At 62.8% G+C, this 20895-nt stretch carries 23 protein-coding genes; 9 read left to right on the top strand and 14 right to left on the bottom strand.

Annotated features, from left to right (window positions below; all coding sequences use genetic code 11):
- A partial coding sequence (locus AC04SH_RS21390) for a helix-turn-helix transcriptional regulator (RefSeq protein ID WP_488576527.1) occupies positions 1 to 290 on the top strand: 290 nt, incomplete at its 5' end.
- Positions 291 to 570: 280 nt separating this feature from the next.
- On the opposite strand, the gene AC04SH_RS21385 is transcribed toward AC04SH_RS21390, so the two are convergent.
- On the bottom strand, positions 571 to 1245 hold the full coding sequence (locus AC04SH_RS21385; RefSeq protein WP_488576526.1) for a peroxiredoxin-like family protein: 675 nt from the start codon (positions 1243 to 1245) through the stop codon (positions 571 to 573).
- 646 nt (positions 1246 to 1891) lie between these two features.
- Here AC04SH_RS21385 and AC04SH_RS21380 point away from each other — a divergent pair.
- Positions 1892 to 2449 carry an OsmC family protein gene (locus AC04SH_RS21380; protein WP_488576525.1) on the top strand — a complete coding sequence of 186 codons (558 nt, stop codon included), beginning with the start codon at positions 1892 to 1894 and terminating at the stop codon, positions 2447 to 2449.
- 59 nt (positions 2450 to 2508) lie between these two features.
- A complete protein-coding gene (locus AC04SH_RS21375) occupies positions 2509 to 3738 on the top strand; it encodes an NAD(P)-binding domain-containing protein (RefSeq protein ID WP_488576524.1) in 1230 nt (409 codons plus the stop codon).
- Between the two features lie 72 nt (positions 3739 to 3810).
- Here AC04SH_RS21375 and AC04SH_RS21370 read toward each other — a convergent pair whose 3' ends face one another.
- The 3 genes from AC04SH_RS21370 to AC04SH_RS21360 are packed head-to-tail and all read right to left on the bottom strand — an operon-like array spanning position 3811 to position 5989.
- Positions 3811 to 4260 (bottom strand): CoA-binding protein, encoded by a 450-nt coding sequence (locus AC04SH_RS21370; protein WP_185970445.1) that lies wholly within the window; start codon positions 4258 to 4260, stop codon positions 3811 to 3813.
- Positions 4261 to 4265: 5 nt separating this feature from the next.
- Positions 4266 to 4637, bottom strand: a complete 372-nt coding sequence (locus AC04SH_RS21365) for a 2Fe-2S iron-sulfur cluster-binding protein (protein WP_488576523.1) — start codon at positions 4635 to 4637, stop codon at positions 4266 to 4268.
- A complete protein-coding gene (locus AC04SH_RS21360; protein ID WP_488576522.1) occupies positions 4634 to 5989 on the bottom strand; it encodes a selenium-binding family protein in 1356 nt (451 codons plus the stop codon). The genes AC04SH_RS21365 and AC04SH_RS21360 overlap by 4 nt, the downstream gene beginning before the upstream one ends.
- Before the next feature lie 465 nt (positions 5990 to 6454).
- Between AC04SH_RS21360 and AC04SH_RS21355 the strand changes: the two genes are divergently transcribed.
- The 3 genes from AC04SH_RS21355 (at position 6455) to AC04SH_RS21345 (ending at position 8017) form a co-directional block, all read left to right on the top strand.
- On the top strand, positions 6455 to 7003 hold the full coding sequence (locus AC04SH_RS21355) for a cation-transporting P-type ATPase (RefSeq protein ID WP_488576521.1): 549 nt from the start codon (positions 6455 to 6457) through the stop codon (positions 7001 to 7003).
- Complete coding sequence (locus AC04SH_RS21350) at positions 7000 to 7728, top strand: hypothetical protein (protein WP_488576520.1); 729 nt, start codon at positions 7000 to 7002, stop codon at positions 7726 to 7728. The genes AC04SH_RS21355 and AC04SH_RS21350 overlap by 4 nt, the downstream gene beginning before the upstream one ends.
- A 64-nt stretch (positions 7729 to 7792) precedes the next feature.
- Positions 7793 to 8017 (top strand): hypothetical protein, encoded by a 225-nt coding sequence (locus tag AC04SH_RS21345; RefSeq protein ID WP_488576519.1) that lies wholly within the window; start codon positions 7793 to 7795, stop codon positions 8015 to 8017.
- 382 nt (positions 8018 to 8399) lie between these two features.
- On the opposite strand, the gene AC04SH_RS21340 is transcribed toward AC04SH_RS21345, so the two are convergent.
- The 5 genes from AC04SH_RS21340 to AC04SH_RS21320 all read right to left on the bottom strand — a co-directional run bounded on the left by AC04SH_RS21340 (position 8400) and on the right by AC04SH_RS21320 (position 13419).
- Positions 8400 to 8645, bottom strand: coding sequence for a MoaD/ThiS family protein (locus AC04SH_RS21340; protein ID WP_023712829.1), 246 nt, complete (start codon positions 8643 to 8645; stop codon positions 8400 to 8402).
- 65 nt (positions 8646 to 8710) lie between these two features.
- Entirely contained in the window at positions 8711 to 10981 is a 2271-nt protein-coding gene (locus AC04SH_RS21335) for a xanthine dehydrogenase family protein molybdopterin-binding subunit (protein ID WP_488576518.1), read from the bottom strand.
- 3 nt (positions 10982 to 10984) lie between these two features.
- Positions 10985 to 11461 (bottom strand): (2Fe-2S)-binding protein, encoded by a 477-nt coding sequence (locus AC04SH_RS21330; protein ID WP_477235659.1) that lies wholly within the window; start codon positions 11459 to 11461, stop codon positions 10985 to 10987.
- Positions 11461 to 12321 (bottom strand): FAD binding domain-containing protein, encoded by an 861-nt coding sequence (locus AC04SH_RS21325; RefSeq protein ID WP_488576517.1) that lies wholly within the window; start codon positions 12319 to 12321, stop codon positions 11461 to 11463. Before AC04SH_RS21325 ends, AC04SH_RS21330 begins: the two co-directional genes overlap by 1 nt.
- 141 nt (positions 12322 to 12462) lie before the next feature.
- Positions 12463 to 13419 (bottom strand): SDR family oxidoreductase, encoded by a 957-nt coding sequence (locus AC04SH_RS21320; RefSeq protein ID WP_488576516.1) that lies wholly within the window; start codon positions 13417 to 13419, stop codon positions 12463 to 12465.
- 95 nt (positions 13420 to 13514) lie between these two features.
- On the opposite strand from AC04SH_RS21320, the gene AC04SH_RS21315 reads away from it, so the two are divergent.
- Complete coding sequence (locus AC04SH_RS21315) at positions 13515 to 14423, top strand: LysR family transcriptional regulator (RefSeq protein ID WP_488576515.1); 909 nt, start codon at positions 13515 to 13517, stop codon at positions 14421 to 14423.
- Here the strand turns inward: AC04SH_RS21315 and AC04SH_RS21310 are convergent.
- From AC04SH_RS21310 to AC04SH_RS21300, 3 genes are all read right to left on the bottom strand, one after another.
- Positions 14387 to 15562, bottom strand: a complete 1176-nt coding sequence (locus AC04SH_RS21310) for an MFS transporter (RefSeq protein ID WP_488576514.1) — start codon at positions 15560 to 15562, stop codon at positions 14387 to 14389. The genes AC04SH_RS21315 and AC04SH_RS21310 overlap by 37 nt on opposite strands.
- 433 nt (positions 15563 to 15995) lie before the next feature.
- Complete coding sequence (locus AC04SH_RS21305; RefSeq protein ID WP_477235669.1) at positions 15996 to 16304, bottom strand: DUF1244 domain-containing protein; 309 nt, start codon at positions 16302 to 16304, stop codon at positions 15996 to 15998.
- 10 nt (positions 16305 to 16314) lie between these two features.
- The gene (locus AC04SH_RS21300) at positions 16315 to 17112 is read right to left on the bottom strand and encodes an N-formylglutamate amidohydrolase (RefSeq protein ID WP_488576513.1); all 798 of its coding nucleotides are present in this window, start codon (positions 17110 to 17112) and stop codon (positions 16315 to 16317) included.
- A gap of 245 nt (positions 17113 to 17357) precedes the next feature.
- On the opposite strand from AC04SH_RS21300, the gene AC04SH_RS21295 reads away from it, so the two are divergent.
- Together AC04SH_RS21295 and pyk are read left to right on the top strand one after the other, a co-directional pair.
- The gene (locus tag AC04SH_RS21295) at positions 17358 to 17846 is read left to right on the top strand and encodes a DUF1036 domain-containing protein (protein WP_477236131.1); all 489 of its coding nucleotides are present in this window, start codon (positions 17358 to 17360) and stop codon (positions 17844 to 17846) included.
- The gene (gene pyk, locus AC04SH_RS21290; RefSeq protein WP_488576512.1) at positions 17843 to 19288 is read left to right on the top strand and encodes a pyruvate kinase; all 1446 of its coding nucleotides are present in this window, start codon (positions 17843 to 17845) and stop codon (positions 19286 to 19288) included. The genes AC04SH_RS21295 and pyk overlap by 4 nt, the downstream gene beginning before the upstream one ends.
- Before the next feature lie 9 nt (positions 19289 to 19297).
- Here the strand turns inward: pyk and AC04SH_RS21285 are convergent, their stop codons facing one another.
- Positions 19298 to 19711 carry a hypothetical protein gene (locus tag AC04SH_RS21285; RefSeq protein ID WP_488576511.1) on the bottom strand — a complete coding sequence of 138 codons (414 nt, stop codon included), beginning with the start codon at positions 19709 to 19711 and terminating at the stop codon, positions 19298 to 19300.
- A 58-nt stretch (positions 19712 to 19769) separates the two neighbouring features.
- The gene (locus AC04SH_RS21280) at positions 19770 to 20837 is read right to left on the bottom strand and encodes an alpha/beta fold hydrolase (RefSeq protein ID WP_488576510.1); all 1068 of its coding nucleotides are present in this window, start codon (positions 20835 to 20837) and stop codon (positions 19770 to 19772) included.
- Between the last annotated feature and the right edge of the window lie 58 nt (positions 20838 to 20895).

Below are 20895 nucleotides of genomic sequence, written 5' to 3'. Positions count from 1 at the left end.
GCGTGGGGCTCGGCCGCTCGGCGTTTTCAGCTCGCTTCACCAAGCTCGTCGGCCTGTCCATGTACCGCTATCTGATCGCACGGCGGATGTCGGAGGCCGCGTTTCTGCTCGAAACAAGCGACGAGGGGATTGCGCGGATTGCGACCCGTATCGGCTACGAGACCGCGGCCGCGTTTTCGAAGCTGATCCATCGACATCACGGCCTGTCGCCCGGCCGCTATCGAGCAGCTCGCCGGTCTGACAGTAGCCGAAGGCAAGGGGGCTTGCTGGAAGCAGAAGTCGCGGACTGACCTCGACCAAGGTGGTATCTGGAGGGTCTGGCGATGGGCGGCGGGGGCTCCGGCAGGATGAGGCGGAAGAGGCGCTGGAAGTGGATACGGAGCCGACGCTTGGGGGTGTAGAGGCCTCCGCAAAGTGCGCCGTTCGGCCTCATAGTAGCATTCGCCTGCTATTCAGGTCAGGCAGGTACGGCCGGCCGCTTTGCGCTTCATATCGGCCATCGAAGCGAACTCTGCCGCCTGAAAACAGTCACTAGCGGCAACCACGCTGGACGTCGCAGTGCGCTGCTCCTTACCTTCCGATTTGCGACGCGACCGACATCATCGCCTCCGAGTTCGGGTGGGCGCCCAAGCCGCCATCGAAAACCTCGGAGAACGTCCAGCGAACGACGCCGTTGCGGTCGAGCAGGAATTGGCCGACCAGCTGGCCCACGCCGGTCGCGATGACTCGCTGGTCCGCTTCAGTGATTTCGTAGCCGTCTTTTTTGTTCAGATATTCGAGCGTGGCAAACGGATCCATCGGCTCAGGCATTTCGCCCGGCACGTTGAGCCGCATCGCCTTCACATCGCTCATTGAGACCTTGTGCGGCCATGCGCTCTCGCCCTCGGTGATCTGCATATTGGGGAGCCCAAAAGCGCGGTGAGAAGCCCGCTCAGGATCAGACGCCGCGAGCAGAGCCGGCATCGGATGATAACGGAGATAAAGGCGTGCCCGTTCGATGGGCGTGTTCACCACCGTCAGGGTTTCGATGCCCTTCGCGTTAAGGGCTGGTGTGAGCAGCGAAACCGTCGCGATATGACGCCTGCAAAAAGGACAATGGAGACCTCGATACAATCCGACCAGCACTGGCTTCTCGCCGCGGAAATCGTCGATAGCTATCTTGCCCTCGCGAGTAATCGCGTCGAGCACGAAATTGGGCGCCGTATCGCCAAGTTGCAGCGGGCCTATGTCGAGACGTTCTGACATGCTGATCCCTCCTCGCGGGCCAATCGACAACAGATGTGCGGGCGGGTGGCTTGAGCCCATGTTGCGGCACATACGTCCTTGGGCATGCTGAAATGGCGGTCGGCCTAGGACGGCGTCGACAATCCATTTATAGCACGGAGGGCACCGCTTTTACACTAGATGGCGCCCCACGAACGCTGCACCTTCTCGGGCAGACGATCCCACAGCTAACTGGTGGGCCTCGTCACTCCACAACTCATTTCAAGTGCGCACCCGGCCGATATCCATTCTCACGGCCGCTCTCGCCGCAAAACCCAAATCGCTCCGAAAGGCAAAGTTCGACGACAACGATGACCTCATTGTTCGCATCGCGAATGGCAGCAAACGGTACTAGAGGGCCTGTCAGCTTTGCGCCGCATGTCGGCCATAGAGGCAAATCTCGCCGCGCCCGGAAGCAGACACTGCAATTGACCACGCTGAAGGTCGTGGTCGTGCCAGAGCCTGCAAAGGCGCAACTCGGTACACGAGGGCGAACATTCCGCGGCGGAAACAACTTGAAGAAACGCTTCGCGACCCATAGCATGCCGCGCCATGGTGAAATCTGATCGGGAGGTCAGCGAAATCGGTCGGGTTTTTGAGCCAGTGCAAGGTAGGGAGGATAGTAATTATGGCTTCCGAAGTACAGGCAAACAATGGCGTTAACGTAGCGGCGCTGCTCGCCGCAAAAGAAGCGCTTACCAACGCCCCGGAGGCAGCGCAGTTCAAGTGGCGCGCGGCCTGCGAATGGAAGGATGGTACCCATAGCCACTCGACGGTCGAGAGCTTCTACGGTCTCGGCCAGGACCAGCATCGCAAGACCACCTTTGCATTCGACGCCGATCATCCGGAGGTCTTCGCTTCCCTGGATCAGGGCGCCACGCCTGTCGAATACGTGCTGGTCGGGCTGGCGAGTTGCCTGACCGCCGGCATCGCTGCGGTTGCCCAGAACCGGAACATCCAGTTGAAGTCGGTGAAGGCGACCATCGAAGGCGACATGGATATCGCGGGGATACTTGGTATCGACAGCGACGTCCGCAACGGCTTCAGCGGCATCACGGTGAAGTACAACATCGACGCCGACGCCAAGCAAGAGGACATCGAGGCTCTCGTCGCTCAGTCGCAGAAGCGATCGGCGGTCTATGACATTGTCACCAATCCGACGAACGTCACGGTCGTGGTGAATTGAAAGGCGCTTCGAGCCGTAGACTTTCCTGATGTGAGGGCGCGATTAGTTCCGTCACCACCGTGATCGTTGGCGCAGGGCACGCGGGGCTCGCGATGAGCCGCTGCCTCGCGGGGCGCTCTATCGACCATGTGCTGCTGGAGCGTGGCGAGATTGCCCACACCTGGCGCACCGAGCGATGGGATTCGCTGCGGCTGCTCACCCCGAACTGGCAGAGTCGGCTGCCGGGCTTCCGCTATCACGGCGACGACCCCGACGGCTACCGGACGATGCCTGAAGTGATCGACTTCCTCGGGAACTATGCCAAGGCGATCTCGGCTCCGGTCAGAACCCACACGACCGTTACCTCGGTTCGCAGCGACGGGGCGGGATATCTCGTCCGCACCGACCGCGGCGAGTGGCGGTGCCGGACCGTGGTGCTGGCGTCGGGCGCGTGCAACGTCGCGCGCCTGCCCGATTTCGCCGTCCGCGTGCCGCCGTCGGTCGCCATGCTGACGGCGCAGTCCTACCGCAATCCGGGTCAGGTCGCCGACGGCGGCGTGATGGTGGTGGGCGCGTCGGCCAGCGGCACCCAGATCGCACTGGAGCTGCAGCGCTCGGGGCGTCAAGTGACCCTGTCGGTGGGCGAGCACATCCGGGCGCCCCGCGTCTATCGCGGCAAGGACCTGGAATGGTGGATGGACGCCGCCGGCGTGCTCGACGAGCGCTACGACGAGGTCGACGACATCAGGCGGGCGCGACGGGTTCCTTCGCTCCAGCTTGCCGGCACGCCCGACCGCACCACCCTCGACCTCAATGCGCTGGTCGACATCGGCGTCCGGCTCGTCGGCCGCCTCGCCGGCGTCACCGAAGAAGGCAAGGCCCAGTTTGCGGGGTCGTTGCGCAACATGTGCGCGCTTTCCGATCTCAAGATGGCGCGGCTGCTCGACCTTATCGACGAATGGGCGCGCGCCAACGGCCTAGACGCGACGGTCGGGCCGCCGGATCGCCTGCCGCCGACCCGTGTCGAGGACAGCCCGCCGCTCGGCCTCGACCTCGCCGGAGGCGCGATCAGGACGATCATCTGGGCCACCGGCTACCGGCCGGACTACTCCTGGCTGGAGCTGCCGGTCCTCGACCGCAAGGGCCACGTCCGTCACGACGGCGGTGTAGTGGAACATCCGGGCCTGTACCTGATGGGGACGCAATTTCTGCGCCGCCGCAAGTCTGCTCTGATCGACGGCGCTGGCGACGACGCGCGTGATCTCAGCGATCATCTGGCATCGTACCTCGGGCAAAATTCAGTCTGCTAGCAGAATCAACGTCTGAGACCTCAGAGGGGACAGGTTGGTTGCCGTGACAACCCCGAATTCTGCCCCCTGCAATCATATTCCCAAGTGCAACTTCGGCTTCCAGAAGGGACGGAACAACTCGATCTTGGGACAGCGGTTCATCACCACTTTCAGGCCCGCTTCCTCCGCCAACCGGGCGGCGGCGTCATCGCGCACCCCAATCTGACCCCACAGAACCTTGGCATTGATGGCGATAGCCTCCTGTGCAACTTCCAGCAGATCTTCGGAGCGGCGAAAAACCTCAACCATATCCACAGGCCGGTCGATGGCCGCTAGTGACGCGTACACCTTAAGCCCTCGAATTTCATCCAGACCGGGACTAGGGTTGACTGGGATCATGTCATAGCCGGTTTCGTGCAGCACCCTGAGAACACCATAGGAAAACTTGGTCTTGTCGGGGCTGGCCCCAACCATCGCGATGGTTTTGACCGATTTCAGAATGTCTTGCAGATAAGCCTCCGAATAGGGCTCATCATGATTCATATGGGTCATTTCTTGTCGTCCAGCGGGGTCGCAATATCGGCTTTCAATTCATGAGCGGCCAGCGGGTCAAGGAAGGGGTTGCGATAGAGCTTGTCGTGGCTCTCAACGCCGACCTCCAGCGTGCAGTCGCTCATCGGGCGGGCGACGCAGAGGATTATATAGCCATTGTTGATCTGGCGGTTGTTCAGCGCCCGCTGCGCCTTTTGATCGACTTTGCCGCTGATTATCTTGGCCGCACAGGTGATACAGCCGCCATACTTGCACCCGTAGGGCAGGTCCACACCATGCTCGCGCAAGCTTTGCAAGAGGGGCTTGCGGTGATCGACCTCAAAGGCCGCACCGCCTTGATTGACGAGAGTGATGGTGAAGCTGGTCATACCCAGATGTCACTCGTGCAATCACCGCCGGGATAACGAGTTTCGTGGCAGCGGCTTGGTCCATTTGGTTCCTTACCAAAATCAACAACGAATAACGGATCGATTTCCATGCCGCCGTTTTCCGTATCGCAATTGACCATTAGCATGCATCCGCCATTGGTGCGGATTTCCGGATAGAACTGATTATCCCAGGTTGAGAAGAGTGAGGTCGTCACATAGAGGCGCTTGCCGTCGAGGCTGAGCTGTATCATCTGAGGCCCACCAGTCACTTTCACGCCATTGACCTCAGGCGCACGGCCGAGAAGTCCGCCCATCCACACTTGTCCGGTAAGCTTGGCGTTGTGAGGGTCCGAAATGTCGTATTGACGAATGTCGCCATGCAACCAGTTGCACAGATAGAGGTATTTATCGTCCATGCTGAGCAGAATGACCGAGATCACGCCCGGTACTGGTATCGGCCATTCGGGATGCGGCTCATTGCCGACATCGACAATTTTTTCCCATTGCCAGTCACCCGCCGCGTCCTTCCACCAATGGATGATATTTGCAGAAAGGGCCGCGCCAACAAAGCCGTGACTGCTGTCGGGGTTATGATGGAATCGCACTTCCAGTGGGATTAAGCCATCTTCACCGAGATAGAATGTTTGCTTTGGCTCCTTCTTTTCAAAATCCCAGAAATGGATCTCTCGGCCATATTTCAGATGACCAACCTCTTCCAGGTCAAAGCCAGGCATGAAGGTATTGGGCGCGGCCCATTCCGAGCTGACCATTACGTTGTGTCGCGGCTGGTACCAGAAATCATAACCAAACTTGATACTGCCCATGGAATTTTCCCAGCGGCCGACAACCTCGAACTCCTTGCTGAGTTGCAAATAGCCGCCGGGGGCATTGCCCTGGGCGTCACCAAGCATGGAAACGATGATGTCTGAGCCGAGGCAATGCACCGTGTGTGGCGCCGACAGGTTGGTCCTAGCTTTGATTTCAGCGCCGTCTATCACCTTGAACAGTGTCGGGCTGCGCGGATCGGTACCGCAATCGACAATATGCAGATTTGACGAGCGCACACCTGGCACGATCAGATATTTTCGCTCCATGCTCGCATCGCCATGGCACGACGAACAGGCATTCCAGCCCGAGTGATGAAGCTCATCGCCAATGCCCGGCATTTGCAAACGCGAAATCACCTGGCTGTAGGTCGAACTCTCCGGGTCGACATCGATAGTGCACAGATAGTCCGGCTTCTGAATGCCCGTGCCGGTGTAGATGGCAATCGTATAGAGCAGCTTTTCGCGAGGTGCCGTCATCGCCTCGGCTGGAGAAGCATAGCCCGGTCCACAGCAATGATTGGTCATGGGTACTTCCCTTTGAACAGATCACTGGCCAGCCCCAACGGGGTCGAATTGGAATGTTAGTGCATGCTTGGCATTGGCGCTATGGCCGAGGTGGCTTGTGAAGTGCGCACGTGACGTACAACTTGGCGAAAGAGCCCCCGTGGGACGCCACGTATTGACCGCCCGAGGGTTATTGAGAACCCTTGCAGGGCCTAATCGTCATCGGAGCGTATGGCAGCGAACCATAACCAGGTCAGCAACTGGTCAGGTCACGTCGATATACGCACGGCGCTTAAAGGTCCGCTTCTGGCCTTCCGAGCCTCGAAGCCACGCAACGCTCTGAGCTCCACAGCGCATCTATCGCGCAGCCGGCTTCAGCTCGGATCGTAAATTCTCCCAGCCTTGATGTCGATCAAGGGGGCTCGCGGCCCTCTTCGCTATCAAGCCATGATGATTGAGAACTCAGCCTCCCCAACGTGGCACGGCGTGGGCGAGCCCTACTGGCCGCGACCGGATATCGAGGTGCCGCAGGAATGCCGCTCTCGGCCCACCGGGCTGACTTCGACCGAGGCGCGCAACGGGCTATCGCGCCACGGGCCAAACACGTTCGCCGATCATCGGCGAGAACAAGCGCTGCCGGTCCTGTTGCGGCAGCTTTGCAATCCGCTGGTTCTGATCCGGATCGTCGCGGCGATCGTTTCCTGTGTTGTCGGTGAAGGCCGCGAGGCCGTCATCATCGGAGCAATCATCCCAGCGAGTTGCGGTCTCGGCTTCAGCCAGGAATACAGCGCGTCTCGCGCGGTCGACGCTTTGAAGCAGCGCATCACGATCGCCTGTGCCCTGGTCTCGGAATGGTCGACGAGGCTCCTCTTCGAGCACGACCGGCACAACCCGGGACCACGCCTGCGCGCAAGGCATGGCCGACCGACAGTCCGGGGCCTGATTGAGGATGCCTGTTCAGCCGGTCACCGACAGGGTGCGTTGCCCTTATCGGGTGGACCGCAATTGGAGGCGACGGAGGCGCACCGAAGGTGAGCGGAATTTTCGCAACAATTGCAGGGCGCTTCACCCCGTTTGAGCCGATGGCCGACGCGATGCGCCCTGGCGAGAAGTTTCCCAGTTTTGTCCGGCGCGCCAGCGGCACGCATCAGGTCTATATCAGCGTGATCGCAATTTCGGTTGCCTTGGCCAACTTTGTCCCCATCGACCTGCAGAGACGGGTCGTCGATGTGGCGATTGCCGACAAGAACGTACGGGCGCTCCTGATGCTCGGCGGCCTGTATCTTCCGGCTATACTCCTGCATGCGGGGCTGAAATACGCACTGATCGTCTATCAGGGCTGGGTCGGAGAGAGCGTGGTGAAGACGGCCCGCGACCAACTCGCTCTCGTCGCCACGCAAAGGTCCGCGCGCGAGCACGCAAGGAGTGGTCAGACCGCCAGCATCATTGGCAACGAGATCGACTATGTTGGCGGATTTGTCGGCACCAGCATCTCTGAATGCGTAGTCAACGTCACGATGATGATCTCCGTCATACATGATCTACATGCAGCCGGTGATCGCTCTGGTCAGCGGCGTGTCACTCCTGCCGCAGATCCTACTTGCGCTTTACATGCAGAAGGACCTGAACACACTCGTGGAACGGCAGGTCGCGCTGGTCCGAAAGCTTGGCAATCAAGCAGTCAATTCCTTCGCCAGCCACTCGCCGAAGCGCCGAGCAGCCTTTCGCACCATACGCAGGATCTTCAGCAATCGCATTGAATTCTATTTGTTAAAATTCGGGCTGAAAACGTTGCTGAATATAGCCAACGCGGTGGGATCCCTGATGGTCCTGATCGTCGGCGGCTATCTTGTGATCCGCGGGCAGACGACGATCGGCACGGTCGTCGCCTTCATTTCGGGCTTCCAACGCTTGTCTGAACCCACGAGAGAACTTCTCGACTTCTATCGCACGTATTCGGAAGCGAAAGTGCAGTTCCGGATGATCGTCCAGTGGGTCGACGGCGATCATCCCGCGCAAACCGGACATTCCGCGCACAGCCAGAATTGATCGATGATCTTGCCAGCCAGCTTGTTGCCGGAACTGGTGCTCCGCTTAGGGTAAGTCACTAGGACAGCCTCAGGCGGAGCTGTCCCCTTGAGCATCGCTTCAACCGCTGCCTTGAAGAATTCGCCCCAGTGTAAGTCGACGCCGTCCTCGAGGCTGGCATAGCCTTGCTTGTCCGCGCCGGCTGGCGCTCTCGTTCTGAAAAGTAGGCGCTGAGTCGGCTCTGGCCGGCGAGACCACAACGTCACCGGCGGCTCGATTGACAAAATCGGATCGTAAACGGAACGGTTGCCTTCTGACAAACCCGTCCGAAAGCGGACTGTCAACTTCCGGCCCAACCACGACGTTCGAGGCCTTGATGCCAGCCGATGGCGGGGCGGTCCCGTCACCCCCCAGCCAACCGCGGCAGCAGAAAAATCTCCGCGCCCTGCGGCAATTCCTTCGACCAGGTATCGCGATAGATCGTGCCGTCGATGGCCACCGCGATGCCCTTCTCGATCCAGGGCTCGATGCCGGGATACTGTTCAGCCAGTTTCCTGAACAGCTCCCTGATGTCCTTGGCCTCGACCTCGACCTTGCTCTGGCCGCCGGCGAGCTGGCCGAGGGCGCCCCAGAGGGTGACTTCGACCATTGCCAGACCTCGCTATTCTTGACCGAGCATGATGTTATCCGAAAACCGCTGCGCACTTTTCGGCATCATGCCCTGCCTTCGCGTTCCGCCTCGATCGCGGCGAGGACGCGGGGCGGCGACATCGGGATGTGGGTCATGCGCACGCCGGCGGCATTTGACATCGCATTGGCGATCGCCGCCAGCGGCGGCACGATCGAGGTTTCGCCGACGCCGCGCACGCCATAGGGGTGGTTGGGGTTGGGTATCTCGAGGATCTGCGTGTCGATCATCGGCAGGTCCGAGCAGACCGGGATGCGGTAGTCGAGGAAGCCGGCGTTCTGGAGACGCCCGTCCTTGCCGTAGATATACTCCTCGTTGAGCGCCCAGCCGATGCCTTGTGCCGCACCGCCCTGGTACTGGCCCTCGACATAGGTCGGGTGCACCGCCTTGCCGGCATCCTGGATCACCGTGTAGCGGATCACGCGCGCGGCACCCGTCTCGGGATCGACCTCGATGTCACAGATATGGGTGGCGAAGGAGACGCCGGCGCCGTCGGCGACGAGCTCGCTGTGGCCGGCGATCGGTCCGCCGGTCTTGCCGGACGCGGCGGCGATCTCCTTCAGCGAGAGTGCTGCAAGGTTGCCGTACTTCTCGCCCCTGGCGATGGCGTGGCCGTTTTCCCAGATCACGTCATCGACCGGGATGTCCCACATCTGGGCGGCGCGGTCGCGCAGGATCTTGATCGCGTTGCGGGCGGCCGAGATGGTCGCCATCGAGGACGAGAAGGTTCCGCGGCTGCCGTCGGTCATGTCGTTGTAGCCGAGCGAGGACGTGTCGGCGACCACAGCTTTGAGCTGGGCATAGTCTATGCCGAGCTCCTCCGCCGCCACCAGCGACAGCGAGGCGCGCGAACCGCCGACGTCCACCGTGCCGACGGCGAGCGACACCGAGCCATCCATGCCGATGTTCAAGTCCACGCAGGTCTGGCCGCCGAAGTTGAACCAGAAGCCGCAGGCCATGCCGCGGCCCTGGTTTTGCTTGAGCGGCGCCTTCATGTGCGGATGGGTCTTCGCCGCCTCCAGCGTCGGGCCGATGCCGATCGGGCCGTAGACCGGGCCGTAAGATGACCTTGTGCCTTCCTGCGCGGCGTTCTTGATGCGGAACTCGACCGGATCCATGCCGAGCTCCTTGGCGAGTTCGTCGACCGCGCTTTCCACCGCGAACGCCGCCATGGGTGCGGAGGGCGCGCGGTAGGCCGCGGTCTTCGGCCGGTTGACCAGCACTTCGAAGCCGACGGTCTTGACGTTATCGAGCTTGTAGCAAGCGAACGCCGTCATGGCGCCGATCTCGGCCCAGGTGCCGGCATAGGGGCCGCTGGAATAGCGCAGCGTCGCCTCTGCGGCGGTGATGGTGCCGTCCTTGCGGGCGCCGATCTTGACGTCGATCGAGGTGGCACTGGTCGGGCCCGAGGCCCGGAACACCTCGTCGCGCGTCATGACGAGTTTTACCGGCCGGCCGGCCTTGCGCGACAGCGCGAGCGCCACCGGTTCTGCCCAGACATGGGTCTTGCCGCCAAAGCCGCCGCCGATCTCCGACGAGGTGACGCGCAGCTTCGAGGCTTCCAGCCCGAGCAGTTGTGCGCAGTGCTGGCGGTAGACGAAATGGCCTTGCGTGCAGACCCACAGGTCCGCGGTGCCGTCGGAGCTGACGCTCGCCACGCAGGCATGCGGCTCGATATAGCCCTGATGCGTCTGCTCGGTCTTGAACGAGCGCTCGACGATGAAATCGGCATGGCCGAAACCCTGATGGACATCGCCATGGCCGAACTGGCTGCGCTTGGTGACATTGGACGGTTTTTTCGGCTTTTCCTCGAGGCCTTCGGTGAAGATCGTGTCGTTGATCAAGGGGGCTGTGTGCTTCATCGCCTCATCGACATCGGTGACATGCGGCAACAGCTCATAGTCGACCTGGATGAGCTTCAGCGCCTGTCTGGCCGTGCGGGCATCGACGGCGGCAACCGCGGCCACGGCATGGCCGTCATAGAGCGCCTTGCTGCGCGCCATGCAATTGTCGAGGACGTCGTACATGGCGGCATCGCCATCGGTGAGATCCGGCAGGTCGGCGGCGGTGATCACCGCTTTCACGCCGGCCAGCTTTTCCGCCTTCGAAGTGTCGATCTTCAGGATCTTTGCGTGGGCATGCGGGCTGCGCAGAACAAGCCCGACCAGCTGTCCCGCCATGTTGAAGTCGGCGCCGTAGCGGGCGCGGCCCGTCACCTTGTCGACGCCGTCAGGGCGGATGGGGCGGGTGCCGACGGATGCAAATTTGCGGCCCGAAAAGCGCGGATCGAAATTCATGGCTTAGGCTCCCTTCATCACGATGGCCGCGTCCTGGACGGCGCGCACGATCTTGTCGTAGCCGGTGCAGCGGCAGAGATTGCCGGCCAGGCCGAAGCGGATTTCCTCTTCGGTCGGATCTGGGTTTTTCGCCAGCAGGTCCTTCGCCGCGATCAAAAAACCCGGCGTGCAGATGCCGCATTGCAGGGCGGCATGTTCGAGGAATTTCTGCTGCAGTGTGTGCAGCTTCTCGCCATGCGCCATGCCCTCGACAGTCTCGACCTGTCGGCCCTCTGCTTCCGCGCCAAGCACCAGGCACGAGCAGACCAGCCGGTTGTCGAGGATGATGCTGCAGGCGCCGCAGTCGCCGGTGCCGCAGCCTTCCTTGGCGCCGGTCAGCCCGAGCCGGTCGCGCAGGACGTCGAGCAATGTCTCGTCGGGTTGGCAAAGGTACTCGACGTGATCGCCGTTGATTGTCGTTGAAACTGCTACACCGGCCATCATTTGCCTCCTGCACGTGCATAGGCGGTCGTCGCGGCTCTCGTAGCCAGCACGCCCGCAACTTTCCGTCTGAACTCGATTGTGCCGCGCTTGTCGTCGATGGGCCGGCAGGCCCCAGCGCAGACCTTGGCGAGCCGCTCGAGCGCTGCTTCGTCGAGCTTCCTGCCGATGAGAGCCTCGGCGGCCTCTTCGACCAGAAGCACGGTCGGGGCCGCGGCGCCCAGCGCCACGCGGGCGGCCGTGATGACGCCATGCGCGTCGAGCATCAGGTTCACGCCGGCGCTGACCACGGCGATGTCCATCTCGGTGCGCGGAATGAAGCGGAGATAGGCATCGCCCGAACGTGGCGCGCGTTTGTCGAGCAGGATCGCCTCGATGATCTCGCCCTTGGCGAGCGAGGTCTTGCCCGGCCCGATCGGCACGGCCTCCACGGCAATAGTGCGCTTGCCCGAGGGACCAACAATCACTGCCCTGGCGCCGGCGGCCACCAAAGCCGGCACGCTGTCGGCGGCCGGCGACGCGTTGCAGAGATTGCCCGTTATGGTGCAGCGGCCTTGCACCTGCTTCGAGCCGATCAGCTTCGCCGCTTCGACGACGCCGGGCCATGCGTTCTTCAAAACCGAACTCTCGCCAAGGACGGCGCAGGGGACGGTGGCGCCGATGCTGAAGCCGTCGGCGGTTTCCCTGATCTCGCTCAAGCCTTCGATTGCCTTGATGTCGACGATCAGGTCGGGCTCGACGAAGCCGCCCTTCATCCTCACCAGGAGGTCGCTGCCTCCGGCAAGAATGGCTGATGTGCCGGAAGCGCCGGCCAGCAGGCCAACGGCATCTTCGATTGAAAGCGGACGTATGTAACGCATCGTCTCCCCTTGGTCATCGTGATCTCGCCGACCGTTATAAACAGTCTCCTCACAATGACCATCCGGTTGCTCATTTCCGCGATTGGGCCAGGTGCGAGTTGGGTTCCATACCAGGCGTGGCTGACGCCCTACACTGTATGCCTACGCTGCATCTTTTGCACGAGGGGCGGTGATGCCGATATCATCGAGCGCCTCTACCAGAGCCTGGTCCAGCGGTGTGTGCGGAATCTCGCCGATGATGCCTTCCAGCCGGTCGGAAACGAGCCGGTGCGGTTCGAAGCGCAGATAGGACATCGCGACGATCTCGCGCCACATCGCCACGAACGGGCTGCCGGCGCGCAGCACCCACCAGGGCATGAAGGTCAGCTTCAGCGGACGGCCCAGCGCCTTCTCGGCCGTGGCCTTGATGTCCATGTCGGTGACGGCATGGCCGGGGAAGTTGAGCGCCTCGTAGAAACCGAGCTTGCCCTGATTGCGCGCGAGCCCGACGAAGGCCACGGCGAAGTCCGGCAAATACGCCCATTCATGCACGAGGTTGGCCGGGCCGGGCGCGGTATAGACGCCCTTGTTCATCTTGGCGGCGACGACCAGGTCGAACCATGACCCGCTGCCGGTGCCGCCGAAGAAATCGCCGGCCCGCAGAATGATGGTGCGCACGCGGCCGGCATCCGCCTCGCGGCGAAACAGCGCTTCCATGGCGCAGCGGATGCGACCCTTTTCAGTCGTCGGACGGAACGGCGTGTCCTCGGTAACGACCTGCGGCATCGGCGAGCCGTAGTTATAAACGGTGCCGGGGAAGAGATGCAGCGCGCCATTGGCATCGCAGGCGGCCATGACGTTCTCCGCCATCGGTAGGCATTTGCCCCAGTCGGTGTAGATCGGGTTGAGGCCGTTGAAGATGATGTCGACGCCTTGCGTGGCGCGGATCAGCGACTGGCGGTCCATGGCGTCGCCAGCGACAGAAGTGGCGCCGTTGAGTTCGGCCGGCACCTTGCCGGTGCGGGTGACGGCGCGGACGTCGAAGCCGGCGTCGATGAAGGCCTTGCCAACCACGCGGCCGAGCCGGCCATTGGCGCCCAGAATGGCGATCTTGGTCATTTTTCTTCTCCGTGTTTGTGTTTGCAGGCCGAATATGATGCCTCCACATTCGAATGAAAATTGACTACGGATGCAGTTTTGATATTCATAAATGAATGACAGAGATCGACTGGAACCTGATCAAGAGCTTCGTCACCGTGGCGGAAACAGGCAGCCTGTCGGCCGCCGCGCGAAAGCTGTCGGCCAGTCAGCCGACGCTTGGCCGCCACATTGGCGAGCTCGAACAGGCGCTCGGCGTCACATTGTTTCGGCGCGGGCGACGCGGCTATGCGCTGACCGAAGCCGGCGCCACGCTGTTCGAGCGTGGCAAGGCGGTGAGCGAGCAGGCGAGCGCCTTTTCGCTGCTAGCGCTGGGCTCGGTCGAGGCGATCGAAGGCACGGTGCGCATTGCCGCCAGCGAAGTGGTGGCGGCCTATGTGCTGCCGAAGATGACGGCGCGGCTCGGGATTGAGGAGCCGGGCATCGAGGTCGAGATCGTCGCCTCGAACCAGGTCGAGAACCTGCTAAGGCGCGATGCCGACATCGCCATCCGCATGGTCAAGCCGGCACAGAACGAGCTGACGGCGCGCAAGGTCTGCGATATTCCGCTCTGCTGCTGTGCGGCCAAATCCTATCTCGACCGGCACGGTCGTCCGCTCAAGGCCGCCGACCTTGTCGATCACCCGTTGATCGGCTTCGACCGCAGCGATGAGATGATCCGCGGCTTTACCCAGTTCGGCATCCCGGTCACCCGCAGCAATTTTCGTTTCAGGACCGACAACCAGATCGTTCTGTGGGAGGCGCTGCGGGCGGGAAACGGCATCGGCGTCGGCCAGGAGCCGCTGGCCGACAGCGATCCGTTGCTGGAGAAACTGCTGCCCGGCATGCCGTTGCCCAGCCTGCCGGTATGGCTGGCCATGCATCGCGACGTGCGCACCAGCGTACGCATCCGCCGCGTCGCCGATTTCCTCTACGAGGAGCTGAAGCGTTATTCGGCGGGGGCGGCCGCGAATTCGGCGCGGTGAGCGAGCCCGGCCATCAACAGCACGACGATCAGCAGCCCCGACATGGCGACGAAGATCGGCCCGAAGCTGGAATGCTCGGCGACGAAGCCGATCGCCGACGGCGCCACCAATATGCCGGAATAGCCCATGGTGGTGACGACGCTCATGCCGGTGCCCGACGACATGCCTTCCTGGTTGCCGCCGGCCGAGAAGATGATCGGCACCATGTTGGCGATGCCGAAGCCGCAGAGGGCAAAAGCCGCGATGGCGATCCAGGGCGAAGGCGACAGGCCGGCCACCAGCATGCCGGCGGCGGCGACGATGGCCGAGCCGCGCAGCGTCGCCACCGCGCCGAAGCGGTTGCGCACGCCGTCGCCGAAGAAGCGTATGACCGCCATGACGCCGGAAAAGGCGGCATAGGCGAGACCGGCAATAGCAAGGTCGGCGCCAAGCTCTTGGCGGAGATAGAGCGCTGCCCAGTCAAGCACGGCGCCCTCGGAAATCATCGTCAGCAGCGCCATCAGCCCGACGAGATAGACCAGCGGGTTGGAGGGCAGCGCGAATTTGTTGTGCTCGGCGGCCTGCGGCTTGTCTTCGGCGATGAGGTAGCCGACCGCCACCGCGATGACGGCAAAAGCGATGACCGTGACGACAGCCGCATGGGCGAGGTGGCCGTAGGTCTGGATGGCGTAACCGCCCAAACCGCCACCGGCGAAACCGCCAAGGCTCCAGAAACCGTGCGAGGACGACATGATGGCGCGGGACAGCCGGCGCTCCACCACCACGGCATTGGCGTTCATGGCGACATCCATGCCGCCGATCGAGCCGCCGAAGATGACCATGGCGATGGCCGCCAGCGGCACGTTGGGCGCCAGCGCCACGACCAGCAGGCCGAGACTGCCGCACAGGCCGAACCAGCGCAGCACGATGCGCGAGCCATGTTTGGAGATCAGGTGGCCGCACCAGCTCATGGCGCCGACCGCGCCGACGCCGAACAGAAGGATCAGCAAACCGAGCATGAATTTTGTGATGTCGAGCCGGGTCAGGAACACCGGAATCTGCGGTGCCCAGCTGCCGGTCAGGAAGCCGTTGGCGAGGAAGATGCTTGCTACGGCCCATCGCCCGGGGATGGCGCCCTGCATGGTGTTTTGCGCATCCATGGGTTCGAATCCGGTCAAAAATGGCTTTGCGCGGGAAATTAGATCGATTCAACTTTCAGTCAAGCGCTGTGGTTGAGGAAATGCTTGGACCAAAGGGCCAATGGAGTCGGTGCCGTTCGGTGGACCATCAGACGTTGGAGATTGGCGAAAACGCCCCATCCCTTCGTCATCCACGGGCGGAGCAAGGAGCGTAGCGACGCGGCGCAGACCCGAGGATCCATTCCGTGCCCTCTGTGCGATGCTACGGCGCAGAATCAGGCCTGGTGAGCGCGACCATCATTCTGAGCCGCTGTGTCCGTGCCGGCCGTCGCGGCATGGATCCTAGGGTTCCCGCGACGTCGCTGCGCGACTGCTCCACCCTAGGATGACGAAGTCGCGTAGGGCTCCGCCAATCGCGGGCGCGTGGACGCCTATTAGCGTTGCCCGCCGGGCGCTAATGATCCCTCGGCCGCCTCGCCTCGAACTCGGCCTTCTTGGCGTCCGAAGCCTCTGTCTGGTTCAGCGCCTGCCATTCGGCGTAAGGCATGCCGTAGACGATTTCGCGCGACTGATCCTTGCCGAGGTCGACGCCCTCGGCCTCAGCCGCCTCGCGGTACCAGTTCGACAGGCAGTTGCGGCAGAAGCCGGCGAGGTTCATCAAGTCGATGTTCTGCACATCGCTGCGCTCGCGCAGATGGTCGACCAGCCGGCGGAAGGCGGCGGCCTCGAAATCGCGTTTCTGTTCGTCGCTGAGCTCGGTCATGTCTTGATCCTCACAGCGGCCCGGTGCGCGAGCCGAACATCTTCACGTCATGTATATCGGGACGACGATCGATGGCGTCAACGATCGGCGCAAGCCGTTCAGCCCACGCGATCGCACCCTTCTGATCGGCGATCAGGTCCTGACGGATCTCGATCAGCGCATGGGCAAAGCCGTTAACGATGGCGTGTTTGAACATGGTGTCGCCGCGCAGCGCGCCATCATAGGGTTCGTTGTCGCCGACGACGAGGTTTTTATCCTGCGCCAGCATGTCGATCAGCGGCCGCGCCACGCGGTCGTCGAGGTCCCACAGGATGCCGACATGCCAGGGCCTCGCAATGCCTTGCATGGCCGGGGTGAAGGAGTGCACGGAGAAGATGAAAGGCGCTTTGCCTGAAGCCTGCGCCACCGAGGCGATCATGGCGCCGACCGCGTCGTGATAGGGCCGGTAGAAGCCGTCGAGCCGCCTTTCGCGTTCTGCCGGTGCAATCGGGTAGTTTCCCGGCACCACGGTGCCGTCATAGAGCTGACGGATGAGCGTCGGGTCGTCCTCACCGCGATTGGGATCGATCAGCAGGCGCGAATAATTAGCGATCACCGCCGGCACGTCGAGCGCTGCCGCCAGTTCGCGCGTCACCGTCTCGACGCCGATGTCGTAAGCGATGTGACGCTCGAACTCCGCCGCCGGCAGGCCGAGGCTGCCATACTCCTCCGGCAGATCGCGCCGGGCATGGTCGGCGACAAGCACGATGCCTCGCTTACGGTCGCCCTCGACAAGATCGAAAGGCGCGAAAACTGTGGATCGAGTCATTGGCTGAAAAGGTCTGTTCGCTGGCTTCCGGGGAGGGTGGTATCGTCATTCCACGAAGAGGACGCTGGCGCAATGCCGTTGTTTGGCCACGGTTTCTGCGAAAATCCGGTCACGCGCGGCAAATTGCGTGTCAGGGGCCTTTCTAAATCGATTGGAATTGGACAGAACGGCGCGTTGACATGCGCCCGGACTTTTCCGAAAAGGGGCGTTGAGAGATGCAGATGACGTTGTTGAGGGGTTTCGGGATGGGTTCCGCCGGCAGGCCGCGCGCGCGCAGCGCCTTTGCCGTGCCGCTCCTGACCTTGACGGTGGGGCTTGCCGCGCTGGTCGCGGCCTCGCCCGCCCGGGCTGATTTCCGCGTCTGCAACGCCACCCAGAACCTGGTCGGCGTCGGCATCGGCTACCGCGCCAAGGCCGGCTGGATCACCGAGGGGTGGTGGCACATCGAAGGATCGAGCTGCAAGACGCTGATCGAAGGGCCGCTGTCATCAAGGTTTTACTATCTTTATGCAGAAGACGCCGAGCGTGGCGGGCGTTGGGATGGCCCGATCAACATGTGCGTGGCCGAAAAAGAGTTCAAGATCGCCGGCGTTACCGATTGCGTCGCCCGGGGCTTCCAGCGCGCCGGATTCCAGGAATATGACACGGGCGAGCAGGCAAGCTGGATGGTCCAGCTGACCGATGAGTCCACAACGGGAGGCGCACCAGCCGCCCCGGGAACAAACAGTCAATGAGACGTAGCCGCAAGGTCAAGATCCTCGCCACCATCGGTCCGGCCTCCTCGTCCGAGGAGATGCTGCAGAAGCTGTTCGAAGCCGGCGCCGATGTCTTCCGCATCAATATGAGCCACACCGACCATGAGCTGATGCGCACGCTGGTCGGCCGCATCCGCGCCGTCGAGGAAAAGGTCGGCCGTCCGATCGGCATCCTGGCCGATTTGCAGGGGCCGAAGCTGCGCGTCGGCAAGTTCGCCAACGGCAAGGAGGCGCTGACGGCTGGCCAGACCTTCACGCTCGACAACAATCCCGAGCCCGGCAATTCGACCAGGGTCTATCTGCCGCATCCCGAAATCCTGAGCTCGGTCGAGGCCGGCCACCGTCTGTTGATCGACGACGGCAAGCTGGAGCTGAAGGCTCTGAAGAGCGACGGCAAGTCGATCACCTGCAGGGTGGTCGCCGGCACGACGATTTCCGACAAGAAGGGCGTCAGCCTGCCCGACACCGACCTGCCGGTCGGTGCGCTGACCGAGAAGGACCGCAAGGACCTCGATGCGGTGCTGGCGGCAAGCGTCGACTGGGTGGCGCTGTCCTTCGTGCAGCGGCCGGAAGATCTGGCCGAAGCCCGCAAGATCGCGCGCGGCCGGGCGCTGATCATGGCCAAGATCGAAAAGCCGCAGGCCGTCGCCCGGCTGGCCGAAATCATCGAATTGTCCGACGCGCTGATGGTCGCCCGCGGCGATCTCGGTGTCGAAATGCCGCTGGAAGCCGTGCCCGGCATCCAGAAGCAGATCACGCGCGCCGCGCGCCGCGCGGGCAAGCCGGTGGTTGTCGCCACGCAGATGCTGGAATCGATGATCACCGCGCCAGTGCCGACCCGCGCCGAAGTGTCCGACGTATCGATTGCCGTGTTCGAGGGCGCCGACGCCATCATGCTTTCGGCCGAGTCGGCGGCCGGCGCCTATCCGGTCGAGGCGGTGGCGATGATGAACCGCATCGCCACCAAGGTCGAAACCGACCCGACCTATGCCGGCATCATCAACGCGCAGCGTTCGGAACCGGAAGCGACCGGCGCCGACGCCATTTCGCTCGCCGCACGCGAGATCGCCGAGACGCTGAAACTGTCGGCGATCATCACCTATACGGCGTCGGGCACCACCGGCCTGCGCGCCGCGCGCGAGCGCCCGCAAGTGCCGATCATCGCACTGTCGCCGATCCTCAACACGGCGCGACGGCTGTCGCTCTTGTGGGGCACGCATTGCGTCGTCTCGCCCGATGCCATCGACCTCGACGACATGGTCGACCGCGCCTGCCGCATCGCTTTCGAAGAGGGGTTTGGCCAGCCGGGCGACCGCGTCATCATCACGGCAGGCGTGCCGCTGAGGACGCCGGGTTCGACCAACATGCTGCGCATCGCCTATGTCGGATCGGACGCGCAGGTCAGCCGCAACATAGGCTGAGAGAAGGCTTCAACGCGTCACAGTTCGCAGCGCTCTTGCCGCGGCTTCGGCGTGATCGATGCGCCGAAGGAACCGGCGAGCCCGGGGAACGGGGTCGTGCAGGTACTGGTCCGGACCCAGCATCTTTCGCTGGTTGAGTTCGACTGTGTCGAGCAGATCGAAATCGACTCTCTCCAGCGCGCAGTGCCATCCGGGGCTGTGCGATGCCCAGCTCCTTCCATGGTGTTCCAGCAGCCGCTGACGGGCTGAATAACCATGGTAGTCGAACGCGATCACGCCGTTGGTCACATAGATATGGTTTCCGGAAAAGCCCTCGCCCGGAATGATCCGTTCGCCATAAAATCCCTCGAGAGGGGGGTGCTCGAGAAAGGCGCCGGCGAGGATGGCGCAGCCGCCATGACCGAAGAAGATTCGGTCCGGCAATGCTCATCGCTTCTCCGGGTTTTTCTTGATGCCGTGCTTCAGGACATACATGCGGCGATCAGGTCGGGGCGAGTTCCGCGTCGGGCACTGTGATATCGGGGCATTGCCCCTCATTGTAGGCGTCGCCGGCGATCCGCGTCTCCACGGTTTTCGCCAGCGCCTGCAGGTCGACGTCCTTGCCGGCGACTTTTTCGATGGCGCCGACGACGAGGTCTGGTGCTATCCAGTCCGGCTTGTGGCCGAGATTGTGGACCCAGATCAGCTCGGCGCCCGGAATGTCCCTGACCAGGCCGACCGAATGGATCGAGGCATAGACCACCTTGTCACGATCACCCGAGATGACGATCGTCGGCGCCCTGATGTCGCGGTAATGCGGCGCGGCCCTGAGCGCATAGTCGTAGAGGCCGGCTACATCGATGGCGTTGGCGCGAAAAGCACCGGGACGCAGCACCAGCGGGATCGAGGCGTTGCCGACATAGAAGTCCGGCACCTTGTTGGGAGAAAACACGCAAGCCGTGGCGCCGCTCATCTGCAGTGTGCCGGCCGGATAGGCCAATGTCTCCGAGAACAGCCAGCCAATGATGGGGGTGGCGGTCAGCTTGTAGTACCAGGCGGTCGCGCCGCCCGGCCAGGGGTGGCTGACCGGCGACAGGAAGACCAGGCCGAGCGTCTTGTCGGGGTGGTCGCGGCCAAAGGCGGCGGTGATCACGCCGCCGAAGGAATGGCCGACGACGATCGCCTTGTGGATGCCGAGACGGTCCATCAGTTCGGCGATGGTGTCGGCCTGCGCCGACGGGCTTTCATTGTTGCCGGGGCCACGTTCCGACCAGCCGAACCCCGGCCGGTCGAGGAAGATCATCTCGGCGCGGCCCTCGAGCAAAGGCCTGATCGGCAGCATCTGATCCCTGAGGTTGGCGCTGGCGCCATGGATGAAGACCATCGCCGGCAGCTCGGCATTTCGTGGCGCCGGCACGTGGACATAGTGGATGCGGGCGCCGTCAATGTCGGCAAATTCGCCGGCAGGCGGATTGCGCCACTCGATCAGCCATGCGCCGGCGCGGGTGACGCCGGCAAGGGCAAAGACGAGCGCGAGGAGGAAGGCACAGGCGGCGTAGATGAGGTTCATGAGGAGAGGTACGGGGGTGGAGGGGGATAAGTTTTGAGGGAGTAGGGCAGTAAGGCAG

The organism is Mesorhizobium sp. CNPSo 4688 (assembly GCF_057784295.1).
The sequence above is the reverse complement of the archived record's forward strand: the minus strand, read 5'-3'. Positions and strand labels throughout refer to the sequence as shown.